Source organism: Nocardia sp. bgisy118 (genome assembly GCF_057708605.1).
On the sequence record NZ_JBYISM010000041.1, the window covers coordinates 15396 to 28912 of the forward strand.

Below are 13517 nucleotides of genomic sequence, written 5' to 3' on the forward strand. Positions count from 1 at the left end.
GCACTCACGGCCACCAGCCGGACGCGCCGCGCGCAACACACGAGCGGAAAACGCACACGAACCACGAGCCGATCGCATGTGCACAACAGCAGCAATACCCAACCCGCCCACCCGCGTACTCACCCCGAGGGCGAGGCCGACGAGCCCGTTCACGGCCCGTCCATGGGGCCGCGCAGCCGCGCGCACCGGCGCGTCGACGACACGGCACCCAGAAAGTCTGGGCACGCGGACTCTCCGCCCTTACGAAACTCTCAAGTCGAGTAGTCGGCTACTCGGGAAGGCGAACAGCACTGTTCATAGAGTTCGTAGGTATCGAGTTCCTGCTGCACACCGGCGTGCCGAGACAGAAAGGAGAACGCTATGAACAGCCGAGTCGCGCTCGCGGTCTTCGTTCTGTTGATTCTCACTGTCGCGGTGGGCTGGTTTGCGACGCCCGAGCCCACGCAGACCGCGGTCTACGCACCCGCCGATACGGTCGCCTACTACGAGCGATCCCCCGGGTCGGCAGGCGCTTCGGGTCCTGCGACGGCGCTGTTCCTCGCCTGCATGATCGTCGGCGCGGCCGCCATCGGCCTGATCTTCTTCCGTCCGTACGCGCCGAAGGGGCTCCGCGAAAGCGAAGCCCCTTCGGAGGCACGACGACTCGTACCGCTACTCGTCCAGCGCGCCCGGCGCGGTCTTGCTGACCTGCATCAGGAACTCGAGGTTGTTCTTGGACTTCCTCAGTCGGTCGATCAGCAGATCGATCGCCTGGTGCGAGTCCAAGCCCGAAAGCACGCGGCGCAACTTGTGCAGCACCGCCGCCTCGTCTGGGCTCAGCAGTAGCTCGTCCTTGCGGGTACCTGACGGGTTGACGTCCACCGCGGGGAACACGCGCCGTTCCGCGATCTTGCGGTCCAGCTTGAGCTCCGCGTTACCGGTGCCCTTGAACTCCTCGAAGATCACCGTGTCACCGGTCGAACCGGTCTCCACCATGGCGGTGGCGATGATCGTCAGCGAGCCGCCGTTCTCGATGTTGCGCGCCGCGCCGAGGAACCGCTTGGGCGGGTACAGCGCGGTCGAGTCGACACCACCGGAGAGGATGCGGCCCGAAGCGGGCGACGAGTTGTTGTACGCGCGGCCCAGTCGGGTGATCGAGTCCAGCAGCACCACAACGTCTTTGCCCGCCTCGACCAGCCGCTTCGCCCGCTCGATGGCCAGCTCGGCGACCGAGGTGTGATCGCTCGGCGGACGGTCGAAGGTCGAGGCGATGACCTCGCCCTTCACCGAACGCTGCATGTCGGTGACCTCTTCGGGACGCTCGTCGACCAGCACCACCATCAGGTAAACCTCGGGGTTGTTGGTCGCGATCGCGTTCGCGATGTCCTGCATGATCGTGGTCTTACCGGCCTTCGGCGGGGACACGATCAGCGCGCGCTGGCCCTTGCCGATCGGCATGATCAGATCGATCACGCGGGTCGTCAGCTTGTTCTGCTGAGTCTCCAGCCGCAGCCGCTGGTTCGGGTACAGCGGGGTCAGCTTGCTGAACTCGGGCCGCCTCTTGGCCACCTCGACGTCGCCGCCGTTGACGGTGTCCAGCCGCACCAGCGGGTCGAACTTCTGCCGCTGGTTGGCCTGCTCGCCGTCGCGCGGGGCCCGCACGGCGCCGGTGATCGCGTCGCCGCGCCGCAGGCCGTTCTTGCGGACCAGGTTCATCGAGACGTAGACGTCGTTCGGTCCGGCCAGGTAGCCCGAGGTGCGGACGAACGCGTAGTTGTCCAGCACGTCCAGGATGCCCGCGACCGGCTGTAGGACGTCGTCCTCGCGGATCTCGAGCTCGCGGGTCTCCCCGGCGCCGCCCTCGCGATCGCGCCCGCGGCGACGCTCGCGGAACCGGCGACCCCGGCGACCGCGGCCGCCTTCCTCGTCGTCGCCACCGCGACCGCCTTCACCACGGCCACCGTCACCACGGCCGCCTTCGCCACGGCCACCTTCGCCACGGCCACCGTCACCACGGCCGCCTGCGCCCTGACCGCGCTGCTCGCCGTTCTGGCTGCGGTCGCCCTGGCCACGCTCGCCCTGACCGCGGTCGCGGCGACGTTCGCCCTGTTCGGCGTCCGTCTTCTGCTCGTCACCACGCGCCTCGGCGGTCTCACCGCCGGAACGCGCCTGGTCACGGCCGCGACGCTGCCGGCCACGCCCGCGCTGGCCACCGTCGCGGCCGGACTCTTCGCTGGTCTCGGCGGGGGCGGCGGCTTCGGTCGGCGCGGACTCGGCCTTCTCGGACTTCGACGGAGCGGAATCGGCGGGAGCCTCGGGCGCGGGCGCGGCGGCCTTCTCGGCGGGCGCGGCTTCCTTCGCCTTGCTCTCCTTGGCGGTCTCCTTGGCCGGAGCCTTCTCCTTGGCCGGCGCGGGCGTCACGTCGAGGGCCGCCTGCTCGGCCTTCCCGGCGCGCGCGGGCTTCTCCGACTTGGCGGGTTTACCGGCCTGGTTCTCCTTGATGGCGGCGATCAAATCACCCTTGCGCATTCCGGAGGTGCCTCGGATACCGAGTTCTCCCGCCAGCGCGCGCAACTGCGGCAACAACATTCCAGTCAGCCCCGATCGTGCGACGTCGGTTTGTTCGCTCATCTTCGAAATCTGTCCGGATTCACTTTCGCGGGCCCCCGAGGAACTTGGGTTGGATTCCACCCCGGGTGTCGCGAGCAGGTCCGTATCTGTCACGGAAATCCTTTCCTTCCCTCGACCGCCGTGTGCTGTTTCGAGGGTTCGTCCCGCAGTCCGGGCACTCTGCCGGACTCGGTATTGCCGTATCGCCTGCCCCGCCGGACCGGAGGCTTCGCCACCGGGTGTGAAAGGTGGGAGAGATCATTCCAGTTGCGCAGCTACGCAGTACCCCCATGGCCTGGAGGCTCGAGCCTGGAGCCTGCTGGAGCGATTGCCCTGATGAAGCACCGGCGTCTGATGCGCACGATGTACGGACTTGCCCAGGATAGCTGGCAACTGTGAACCTCGGCAAGACAGACGCGCCGTCAGTCGACCTGGACGCCCTCGGCGAGTCCTGGCTCGACCACACGGAGGCCGTCGGCAGCCGCGAGTTCGCGGAGTTCTGCTGGAAATTCGCTGGTACCGAGGGCCAACACGGTCGGTCCCGCACCCGAGACGGTCGCCGGGATGCCCGCCGCGCGCAGCCGCTCGATCCACTGGGTGGTGAGCGGTAGCGCGGGGGCACGCTGGCCCTGATGCAGCCGGTCGGCCGTAGCAGGCATGAGGAGGTCGGGACGCTGGGTCAGCGCCACCACGGCCAGCGCGGCCCTGCTGACGTTGAAGGCGGCGTCGCCGTGCGGCACCGTCTCCGGCAGCAGCCCACGGGTGTGCGCGGTGGACGAGCGCACCTCGGGAATCAGCACCACCGGGCGCAGCGACGGGTGCGGGTCGAGCCGGACGGCGCGGTACACCCGGCCGTGCTCGGGGATCGCCGCGGCCGCTTCGGTCGTGTCGGCGGTGGTCTCGGTCCAGGACACCACGATCCCGCCGAGCACACTGGCCGCCGCGTTGTCGGGGTGACCTTCGAATTCCGAGGCCAGCTGCACCAATCGCTCGGCGTCGACGGCCAGTTCGGGGTCCAGCTTCGCGGCCAGCGCGCAGCCGGCGGCGAGACCGCCGACCACCGCGGAGGCCGAGGAGCCGAGACCTCGCGAATGCGGAATCACGTTGCGGCACACCACATCGAGGCCGTCGGCCCACACGCCCGCCGCCTCCAGGCCGCGCTCGATCGCGCGCACCACGAGATGCGAAGGGCCCCACGGCACGTCGTCGGCGCCCTCACCCTCGACCCGGATGGTCAGCCCGGAATCGGTGGTGCGCACCTCGATCTCGTCGTAGATGCCCAAAGCCATACCGAGCGAGTCGAATCCGGGACCGAGGTTGGCGCTCGACGCGGGCACCCGCGCCGTGACGGCGAGTCCGGCGGGCAGTGTCCGCGACATCAACTGGCTTTCGCGCGAACTCAACTCAGGCCAGCTCGAGTCGGGCGGCGACCGCGACCGGGTCGACCGCGATCGGCTGCACCTGCGGCATGCCGAGCAGCGCGGTGTCGGGGTCTTTCAAGCCGTTGCCTGTGACGGTGCAGACCACCGTCAGGCCCGCGTCCAGCCAGCCTTCCTTGCGCGCCGCGAGCACGCCGGCGACGCTGGCCGCCGACGCGGGCTCCACGAAGACGCCCTCCTTCGCGGCGACCAAGCGGTACGCCTCGAGGATCTCCTCGTCGGTGGCCGCGCGGAACGCGCCACCGGACTGCTCCTTGGCCTCCACCGCGCCGTTCCACGAGGCGGGTGCGCCGATGCGGATGGCGGTGGCGATGGTCTCCGGATCCTTCACCGGAGCGCCGTTGACCAGCGGGGCCGCGCCTGCCGCCTGCACGCCGAGCATGCGCGGCAGTCCGTTGGTGATGCCGTCGGCGTAGTACTCGCGGTAGCCGCGCCAGTACGCGGTGATGTTGCCCGCGTTGCCCACCGGCAGCGCGTGCACGTCGGGCGCCTTGCCGAGCACGTCGCAGATCTCGAAAGACGCGGTCTTCTGGCCCTCGATGCGGGCCGGGTTCACCGAGTTCACCAGGCCGACGGCCGGGAAGTCCGCGGTGACCTTGCGCGCCAGCTCGAGACAGTCGTCGAAGTTGCCCTCGACCTGGATGATCTGCGCGCCGAGCATGACGGCCTGGGCCAGCTTGCCCATCGCGATCTTGCCCTGCGGGATCAGCACCGCGCAGCTCATGCCCGCCCGGGTGGCGTACGCCGCGGCCGATGCCGAGGTGTTGCCGGTGGACGCGCAGAGCACCGCCTTCTGGCCGCGGTACTTGGCGTCGGTCATGGCCATGGTCATGCCACGGTCCTTGAACGAGCCGGTCGGATTGGCGCCCTCGACCTTGAGGTACACCTCGCAGCCGGTCAGCTCGGACAGATACGGCGCGGGCACCAGGGGGGTGCCGCCCTCGAACAGCGTGACCGGCTCCCAGTCGGCCGCACCCGCGAGCCGATCACGGTAGGCCGCGATCAGACCCGGCCAGCGGGAGTGCACTCCTGCCTGCGGGGCGACGCCAATGGTACTCATTCCTCGGTGCCTTCCAATCTCAAAACGCTGGTCACTGATGTGACGGATGCCATCTCCGCGAGGGCGGCGACGGTGTCCGCGAGCGCCGACTCCACGGCGTGGTGGGTCACCACGACCAGGCGAGCGCCCTCGCCGTGCCCTTCCTGACGGACGGTCGAGATGCTCACCCCATGCTTGGCGAATTCGCCCGCCACCTTGGCCAGGACGCCGGGGACGTCTTCGACCTGCAGGTTCACGTGGTATCGGGTGGGCGTATCGCCGATCGGCGCGATCGGTAGCTCAGCATAAACCGATTCGCCCGGCGCGCGGCCACCGAAGAACTTGTTCCGTGCGGCCATCACCACGTCGCCCAGCACCGCGGAGGCGGTCGGGGCGCCGCCCGCGCCCTGGCCGTAGAACATCAGCCTGCCCGCGTTCTCGGCCTCGACGACCACGGCGTTGAAAGCGCCGCTGACCGCGGCCAGCGGGTGCCTGCGCGGGATCAGCGCCGGGTAGACCCGCACCGAGACGCGCTCCTTGCCGCCCTCGGCGGGGCTCGGCTCGCCCGGGCCCGCGTCGACGCGCTCGCAGATTGCCAGCAGCTTGACCGTGCAGTTCAGCGCGGACGCGGTCTCCAGGTCCTCCGCGGTGATCTTCGAGATGCCCTCGCGGTACACGTCGGCCGCGGTCACGCGGGTGTGGAACGCGAGAGAGGCGAGGATCGCCGCCTTGGCCGCGGCGTCGTAGCCCTCCACGTCGGCGGTCGGATCGGCTTCCGCGTAGCCGAGGCGGGTGGCCTCGGCGAGGGTCGCGGAGTAGTCGGCGCCGGTCTCGTCCATGGCCGAGAGGATGAAGTTCGTGGTGCCGTTGACGATGCCGACCACGCGGTTCACCCGGTCGCCGGACAGCGACTGGATCAGCGGACGGACCACCGGGATGGCGCCCGCGACGGCGGCCTCGAAGTACAGGTCGGCGCGGTTGCGTTCGGCGGCGGCGGCGAGTTCGCCGGTGTAGTCGGCCAGCAGCGCCTTGTTCGCGGTCACCACGGATTTGCCCGCGTTCAGCGCGGCCAGGATGAGGCGGCGCGCGGGATCGATGCCGCCGATGACCTCGACGACCAGATCGACATCGGGCCGGGCGACCAACGCGTCGGCGTCGGTGGTCAGCAGTTCGGCGGGCAGGCCGCGATCCTTGTCCAGGCTGCGCACCGCGACGCCGCGAAGCACGACCGGCGCGCCGACCCGCGAGTGCAGGTCGTCGGCGTGATCCCGCAGAATCCGCACGACCTCGGTGCCGACATTGCCCATGCCGAGGACCGCGACGCCGATCGGGCGATCGGTCCCCCAGATGCTGTTCTTGGCTACTTCGGTCATGCCTCAACCTCCAGACTCAGCAGATCCGCCACCGTTTCCCGGCGCAGCACCAGTCGCGGCTGACCGTCGCGGACGGCGACGACCGCCGGACGGGTCAACTGGTTGTATCGACTGGACATCGAATAGCAATACGCGCCGGTCGCGGCCACCGCCACCAGGTCGCCAGGACCGACGTCGGCGGGCATCCAGGTGTCGCGAATGACGATGTCCCCGCTCTCGCAGTGCTTCCCGACGACGCGCGCGACCACCGGCTGCGCGTCCGAGGAGCGCGAGACCAGGCGGCAGTCGTAGTCGGCCTGGTAGAGCGCGGGACGGATGTTGTCGCTCATGCCGCCGTCGACGCTCACGTAGCGGCGGCGCAGGCCGGCGTCCAGCGAGACGTCCTTGGTGGTGCCGACCTCGTACAGGGTGACGGTGCCCGGTCCGGCGATGGCGCGGCCCGGCTCGACGGCGATGATCGGCTCGGGCAGACCCGCGCGGGCCGCCTCTTCGGCGACCAGGCGGCGCAGGTTCGCCGCGAACGCGCCGAGCGGCGGCGGGTCGTCGTTGGGCAGGTACGAAATACCCAGTCCGCCACCGAGATCCAGCGTCGAGATCTGCGCGGTGCGTTCCACGCCGAACTTGTCGATGGCCTCGCGCAGCAGGCCGAGCATCCGGCGCGCGGCGATCTCGAACCCGTCGATCTCGAAGATCTGCGAGCCGATATGCGAGTGCAGGCCGACCAGCCGGAGGTTGTCGGCCTCGAAGACGCGCGCCAGCGCCTCCATGGCGTCGCCGCCCGCGATCGAGAAGCCGAACTTCTGATCCTCGTGCGCGGTCGAAATGTATTCGTGCGTATGGGCTTCCACGCCGACGGTGACGCGGACCAGCACGTCCTGCACCACACCGGCGCGCCCGGCGACCGCTTCGAGGCGGTCGATCTCGATCAGCGAGTCGACCACCACGTGGCCGACGCCGGCCTGCACCGCGGCTTCCAACTCGGTGACGGATTTGTTGTTGCCGTGCAACGCGATTCGCTCGGCGGGGAAACCCGCGTGCAGCGCGATGGCGAGCTCGCCACCGGAGCACACGTCCAGCGAGAGCCCCTCGTCACGGATCCAGCGCGCGATCTCGCCGCAGAGGAATGCCTTGGACGCGTAGTGCACCCGCGCGTTGGGACCGAAGGCCTGCACCATGTCGCGGCAGCGGGAGCGGAAATCGTCCTCGTCCACCACGAACAGCGGGGTGCCGAACTGCGCGGCCAGGTCGTGCACCGGCACGCCCGCCAAATGCACCACGCCGTCGGCGTCGCGGGAGGCGTTGCGCGGCCACACGTTCGCGGGCAGGTCGATCATCTGCTTCGGGTCGCCGGGGCGCTCCGGCAGGTTGGGGGCGTGCGGAATCTCGGCGTGGCGTGGACCGGCGGGGTGCGCGCTCATAGTTGTTCCTTCCTTGCCGCACGCGCCGAGCACGTGGACGAATACGACCTCTTCGACTCGACTTGCTCGCGCACTACATACGCTCCGGTGCGCTGACACCGAGCAGGCCGAGGCCGTTGGCCAGCACCTGGCGGGTGGCCTTCACCAGTTCGAGCCGGGCGGACTTGAGCGGCGTGACCGGCTCGTCGCCCTTCGGCAGCACCCGCATGTCGTCGTCGGACTGGAACGGGTGGTAGGCACCGGCCAGTTCCTCCAGGTAGCGCACGACGCGGTGCGGCTCCCGCACCTCGGCGGCCGTCGCGACGACTCGCGGGTACTCGCCGAGGGTGCGGATCAGCTCGCCCTCGCGGTCGGAGGTCATCAGACCGAAATCCGGTGCCACCGAAGCGAAGTCGAACGCGGCCGAGTTGTCGATGATACGGCTGGAGCGGGCGTGCGCGTATTGCACGTAGTAGATCGGGTTCTCGTTGTTCTGCTTGGTCCACAGGTCCAGATCGATGTCGATGCTGGAGTTCACCGAGGACCGCACCAGCGAGTAGCGCGCCGCGTCGACACCGATCGCCTCGACCAGGTCGTCGAGCGTCACCACGGTGCCCGCCCGCTTGCTCATGCGCACGGCCGCACCGTCTTTCACCAGATTCACCATCTGGCCGATCAGCACCTCGACGGTGTTCGGATCGTCGCCGAACGCCGCGGCGGCGGCCTTCAAACGGCCGATGTAGCCGTGATGGTCGGCGCCGAGCATGTAGATGCACAGATCGAAGCCGCGGCCGCGCTTGTCGTGGAAGTAGGCGATGTCACCGGCGATGTAGGCGGACTTGCCGTCGCTCTTGATGACCACGCGGTCCTTGTCGTCGCCGTACTCGGAGCTGGCGATCCACCATGCCCCGTCCTTCTCGTACAGCTTGCCGGCGGACTTGAGCTCCTCGACCGCCTTGTCGACCGCGCCCGAGGCGAACAGCGAGCTCTCGTTGAAGTAGACGTCGAAGTCGGTGCCGAACTCGTGCAGCGTCTCCTTGATGTGCGCGAACATCAGCTCGACACCCTCGCGGCGGAACAGCTCGTGCCGCTCGCCCTCGGGCAGCTCGGCCGCGCCCGGATTGTCGGCGACGACCCGCGCGGCGATCTCGCCGATGTAGGCGCCCGCGTACCCGTCCTCCGGGGTCGGCGCGCCGGTGGCGGCGGCGACCAGCGAGTTGGCGAACCGGTCGATCTGCGCGCCGTGGTCGTTGAAGTAGTACTCACGGGTGACGTCGGCGCCCTGCGCGGCGAGGATGCGGCCGAGCGCGTCGCCGACCGAGGCCCAGCGGGTGCCGCCGAGGTGAATCGGTCCGGTCGGGTTCGCCGAGACGAACTCCAGGTTGACCCGGGTGCCCGCGAGCGCGTCGGCGGTGCCGAAGGACGCGCCCGCCGCGAGCACCTTCTGCACGATCGCGCCCTGCGCGGCGGCGGCGAGCCGGATGTTCAGGAAGCCGGGACCGGCGACCTCCGCTGAAGACACACCCTCGGCGGCGCTCAGCGCGTCGGCCAGCCAGGTGGCCAGCTCGCGGGGATTCGTTCCGGCCTTCTTGGCCACCTGCATGGCCACGTTCGTGGCATAGTCACCGTGTTCCGGATTGCGAGGACGCTCCACATTGACCTCGTCGGGCAGGACCGCAGGGTCCAGTCCACGTTCGACAAGCACCTTCGCCGCGGTGGAGCGAAGGAGATCTGCAAGGTCAGCTGGAGTCACGAGTCTCTATCCTATGGTCTGGGCAGGTGTACGCCGTCGGGCGGGCACCGCCCCGGATCTGTCCGTAACGAACAGCACAGCGGTTCATCACATCGAGAGAGCAACGAGCAATGCCGAGTAGCAACAGCGCCTCGAAGTCGGCCAAGGCCGTCCGAGCCGCGGGGAAGGTGTCGCCTTCCCGCAAGGGCGGCGGCGGCAAGGGCCAGCTTCCGAAGAAACGCCAGATCCCGTGGTTGGCCGTCGGCGCGGCCGCAGTAATCATCGCATTGATCGGTGCCCTCGCCTACAGCCTGGTCCCCAAATACCGCGAACAGGCCGAGCTGGACAAGTACACGCCCAGCGCGCAGAAGAAGGATCCCTCGGATCAGATCGCCGGCGTGGTGAAGAAGGACTACGCGCAGGGCGCGGGCAAGCACGTCGACCCGACGCAGCGGGTGGCCTACGACCAGAAGCCGCCCTTCGGCGGACCGCACGATCAGGCGTGGGCCGACTGCACCGGCGTCGTCTACGCCAAGCCGATCCGCACCGAGAATGCGGTGCACTCGCTCGAGCACGGCGCCGTGTGGATCGCCTACAACCCCGACAAGGTGGATTCCGCGGGCATCGACACGCTGAAGAAGAAGGTCGAAGGCAAGCAGTACACGCTGATGTCGCCCTACCCGGGACTGGACAGCGCGATCTCGCTGCAATCCTGGGGCCATCAGCTGAAGCTGGACAGCCCTGAGGACAAGCGGATCAACCAGTTCCTCACCGCGCTGCGGCAGAACCAGTACACCTACCCCGAGGTCGGCGCGGCCTGCTCCAACCCGTACTTCGACAGGGAGAACCCGGAGCCGTTCGACCCCGCGCCGCCCGGGCCGGACGCGGTGCCGATGGACGGTACCGGCATCCCGACCGATCAGGCCGAGCTCGGCGGCGGACTGCCTCCCGGGATCCCGGGTCTGCCCGGTATCCCCGGTGTTCCCGGTCTGCCCGGCGCCCCCGGCATGCCTGGCTTGCCCGGTGCGCCGGCCGAGCCGACGGCGGCACCCTAGATGCAGGCCGAAGCCGATATCGAGACCGAATCCGGCACGGAGAACGGCTTCACGGCGCAAGTGCGCAGGCAAGGAGTCGCGCTGCTGATCCTCGGCGCGCTCGGCGCCATCCTGCTCGGATTCGCCATCGGGACGCTGGTCCGCCTTCCCCTGGACGGCGGCTCCGGCGAACCCGACCCCACCGCGGTCGACGTCGGCTTCGCCCAGGACATGTCCGCGCACCACGCGCAGGCCGTCGAGATGGCGGGCATCGCCCTGCTGCGCTCCACCGACAACGATGTGCGCAGGCTGGCCTACGACATCATGACCACCCAGCAGAACCAGGTCGGCCGGATGCAGGGCTGGCTGCAACTGTGGAACAAGCCCGCGCAGGGCACCGACGGTTTCATGGGGTGGATGAGCGAGCAAGGCTCCGAACACGGACACGGCGGCGGGCACCAGACGTCCGGGTCGATGGCGAGCATGCCCGGCATGGCCACCCAAGAGGAGCTCGCGGCGCTGCGCCAGGCCCCCGCAGCGGAGGCCGACACCATCTTCCTGCGCCTCATGCTGCGCCACCACCAGGGCGGCATGCCGATGATGGAGTACGCGGCGAAGCACGCCGCGACCACGGCCGTCCGCACCCTCGCCGCCAGCATGGCCGAAACGCAGCAGGCCGAATCCCGCCTGCTCACCACCATGCTCACCGCCCGCGGCGGCGCCCCGCTCCCCCTCAACTGACCCGGCGTCGGGCCGGCCCGGACGAAAGCCCCCGGCCCGACGCCCTTTTTGGCGTCCAGCGCACGATGCGATACGCTTGCCCCGCCCGATCGGACCAACCGGCCCGACCGAGATCTATCCCGCCCTCGTAGCTCAGGGGATAGAGCGTCTGCCTCCGGAGCAGAAGGCCGCAGGTTCGAATCCTGCCGAGGGCACTCCACTCGCAGCAGGCCCATGCCCACAAAAGGCGTGGGCCTTGCTCGTTTCGTAGTGTTTTGTGGGGGTGCAACCCCCACGCCCCGCCCGGCGGGCTTCGCCCCCGGACCCCCTTGTCGCGGGCTGGTTTTGTGGGGATGTTCCGAATCGCATCAGATCTTGTGGGGGTGCGACCCCCACACGCCGCCCGGAGGGCTTCGCCCCCGGACCCCCTCGTCGCGGGCTGGTTTTGTGGGGATGTTCCGAATCGCAACAGATCTTGTGGGGGTGCGACCCCCACACGCCGCCCGGCGAGCTTCGCCCCCGGGACCCCATGGGGCGGGCTGGGTTTTGTGGGGATGTTCCGAATCGCAGCAAGTCTTGTGGGGGTGCGACCCCACACGCCGGCTGGCCTGCTACACGGAAACTCTCTACTCGTGTAGGTCTCCGTGCAGTCTTGATACCATGCAGTCATCACGCGAGTGATGTCGAGAGGTGGAGACCGCCCCGCAAAGACGGCCTCCACCGGGTGGGTTAGCTAGCCCGCACTCGGCGGACCAAGGCGAGCGCCCCGGCGGTCACGGCAGCAATGATCAAGCAGATGCCGTAATCGACCGGGGCCTCTTGCTTCCTCCGGCGATGTTTCGCCATCCCCACCACCTCCTCTCTGGGCGGGTGTCTGGACCATGTCCACCGCCCCTCGACAGGAGGTGGCAGAACCTTACTCCAACGCTCTGACCAGACCCTTTGCGTCACAGCGGGTTACACGCAGAGGTAACCGGCGCAGATAATCGTGCCGTCGTCGGCTCGGTGAACGGCTGATGGGCATCGCGCTCGATCTTTGGCAAGATGGCCCGGTGCGTTCTGTATTGCGGGTGGGGGCCCTTGTGGCTGCGATGATCGCCCTGAGTTCTTGTTATCCCGATGATGTTCCGACTTCGGTATCGACGACGACTTCGGCGGCGCCGACCAGTGTCCTTACGCCGGATCAGCTGCGTCACCAAGGCGCTCTGGCGGAGGGGACGCGGATGGCCGATGTGCTTGCGCTGCCGACGGATATCGATCCGGATGTCACTGTGTACGGGCGGGCTGGGGTGCTGACTTCGGCGATGCTGCTGGTGATGGCGGGGCACAACGATGCGATCAAGGCGGCGGCCGATGACAACGGGCTGTTGACCGGGTTCATCACGCATCGCACCAACGGGGATCGGGAGCGGCGAAAGGACTTGACGCACGGCGTGATGCGTTTCCCAGATGCCGCCGCGGCGAGCAAGGCGGCCGAGGATCTCGCGGACGGCTCGGTGAACTATCGCGGTCTGCTGGAGTCGCAATCCCGCACGCCCGCACCGCTGCCCGGCGCGCCGGAGGCGCAATTCAGTCACAAGGAAGAACGGGGGCGCGTCGAGGGCATGGCCTTCACCGCTGTTCGAGAGTATGTGATCTACACGTCGGTGCGGACCGGAACCCGTGACGAGCTGGAGCGAATCATGCTGCGCGCACTGGAATTACAGCGTCCGCTGCTCGATGACTTCCGTCCGACACCGCCCGCCGACTATCCCGAGCTGCCGTACGACCCCGAGGGCGTCTTCGCCCTCACCGTCGGCGACGGCGACGCGCAGCAGGGCGCGTATCGCCTACGCGGCGCGCTGCTTTTCGCGCAAGACCAACCGCGGGCGGCGACCGTGTTCCGCGAGGTCGGGCTGAATGCCATGGCCAACAAGGGAACCACGGTCTATCGCACCGACGACGCCGCCGGAGCCCAGCGCCTGAGCGCGGCCCTCGGCGAGATGCAGCCCGCGTACCAGCCCGCGTCGGCGCCGACCGGTATCCCGTCCGCGTCTTGCCTTTCCAGGCCGGAAGGCGGCGCCAATTCGTGGTTCTGCCTGGTCACCGCGGGCCGGTTCGTCGGCGAGATCTGGGCGAAGACCCAGGACGACGCGCACCGGCTGGTCGAGCAGCAGCACCAGGCGCTGCGCAGCGCGAAGTAGGCCGGATCGCG

Annotated in this window: 9 protein-coding genes and 1 tRNA gene; 4 read left to right on the forward strand and 6 right to left on the reverse strand. The window is 68.9% G+C overall.

The genetic code is table 11. The features are described from left to right. Positions 1-651: 651 nt before the first annotated feature. The 6 genes from rho to argS form a co-directional block, all read right to left on the reverse strand. Complete coding sequence (gene rho / locus AC3EO7_RS34790) at positions 652-2703, reverse strand: transcription termination factor Rho (protein WP_435593500.1); 2052 nt, start codon at positions 2701-2703, stop codon at positions 652-654. Positions 2704-3011: 308 nt separating this feature from the next. Next, positions 3012-3968 carry a homoserine kinase gene (gene thrB / locus AC3EO7_RS34795; protein WP_431972281.1) on the reverse strand — a complete coding sequence of 319 codons (957 nt, stop codon included), beginning with the start codon at positions 3966-3968 and terminating at the stop codon, positions 3012-3014. A 25-nt stretch (positions 3969-3993) separates the two neighbouring features. Continuing rightward, positions 3994-5088 carry a threonine synthase gene (gene thrC / locus AC3EO7_RS34800; protein WP_431972280.1) on the reverse strand — a complete coding sequence of 365 codons (1095 nt, stop codon included), beginning with the start codon at positions 5086-5088 and terminating at the stop codon, positions 3994-3996. Continuing rightward, the gene (locus AC3EO7_RS34805) at positions 5085-6440 is read right to left on the reverse strand and encodes a homoserine dehydrogenase (RefSeq protein ID WP_431972279.1); all 1356 of its coding nucleotides are present in this window, start codon (positions 6438-6440) and stop codon (positions 5085-5087) included. Before AC3EO7_RS34805 ends, thrC begins: the two co-directional genes overlap by 4 nt. Next, on the reverse strand, positions 6437-7858 hold the full coding sequence (gene lysA / locus AC3EO7_RS34810; protein WP_431972278.1) for a diaminopimelate decarboxylase: 1422 nt from the start codon (positions 7856-7858) through the stop codon (positions 6437-6439). The genes AC3EO7_RS34805 and lysA overlap by 4 nt, the downstream gene beginning before the upstream one ends. 73 nt (positions 7859-7931) lie before the next feature. Further along, positions 7932-9590, reverse strand: coding sequence for an arginine--tRNA ligase (gene argS, locus AC3EO7_RS34815; RefSeq protein ID WP_431972277.1), 1659 nt, complete (start codon positions 9588-9590; stop codon positions 7932-7934). Positions 9591-9700: 110 nt separating this feature from the next. On the opposite strand from argS, the gene AC3EO7_RS34820 reads away from it, so the two are divergent. The 4 genes from AC3EO7_RS34820 (at position 9701) to AC3EO7_RS34835 (ending at position 13506) form a co-directional block, all read left to right on the forward strand. Beyond that, positions 9701-10624 (forward strand): thioredoxin-like domain-containing protein, encoded by a 924-nt coding sequence (locus AC3EO7_RS34820; protein WP_431972276.1) that lies wholly within the window; start codon positions 9701-9703, stop codon positions 10622-10624. Next, entirely contained in the window at positions 10625-11344 is a 720-nt protein-coding gene (locus AC3EO7_RS34825; protein ID WP_435593501.1) for a DUF305 domain-containing protein, read from the forward strand. A 121-nt stretch (positions 11345-11465) separates the two neighbouring features. Continuing rightward, a tRNA-Arg gene (locus tag AC3EO7_RS34830) sits at positions 11466-11538 on the forward strand. An 876-nt stretch (positions 11539-12414) separates the two neighbouring features. After that, complete coding sequence (locus AC3EO7_RS34835) at positions 12415-13506, forward strand: DUF7373 family lipoprotein (protein ID WP_435593518.1); 1092 nt, start codon at positions 12415-12417, stop codon at positions 13504-13506. Positions 13507-13517: the final 11 nt, after the last annotated feature.

What these genes read in the sequence shown, in the direction of transcription:
- AC3EO7_RS34820 (WP_431972276.1), top strand. Translation starts at nt 9,701, where the DNA reads ATGCCGAGTAGCAACAGCGCCTCGAAGTCGGCCAAGGCCGTCCGAGCC.
- thrB (WP_431972281.1), bottom strand. Translation starts at nt 3,968, where the DNA reads ATGTCGCGGACACTGCCCGCCGGACTCGCCGTCACGGCGCGGGTGCCC.
- lysA (WP_431972278.1), bottom strand. Translation starts at nt 7,858, where the DNA reads ATGAGCGCGCACCCCGCCGGTCCACGCCACGCCGAGATTCCGCACGCC.
- AC3EO7_RS34835 (WP_435593518.1), top strand. Translation starts at nt 12,415, where the DNA reads ATGATCGCCCTGAGTTCTTGTTATCCCGATGATGTTCCGACTTCGGTA.
- thrC (WP_431972280.1), bottom strand. Translation starts at nt 5,088, where the DNA reads ATGAGTACCATTGGCGTCGCCCCGCAGGCAGGAGTGCACTCCCGCTGG.
- AC3EO7_RS34825 (WP_435593501.1), top strand. Translation starts at nt 10,625, where the DNA reads ATGCAGGCCGAAGCCGATATCGAGACCGAATCCGGCACGGAGAACGGC.
- AC3EO7_RS34805 (WP_431972279.1), bottom strand. Translation starts at nt 6,440, where the DNA reads ATGACCGAAGTAGCCAAGAACAGCATCTGGGGGACCGATCGCCCGATC.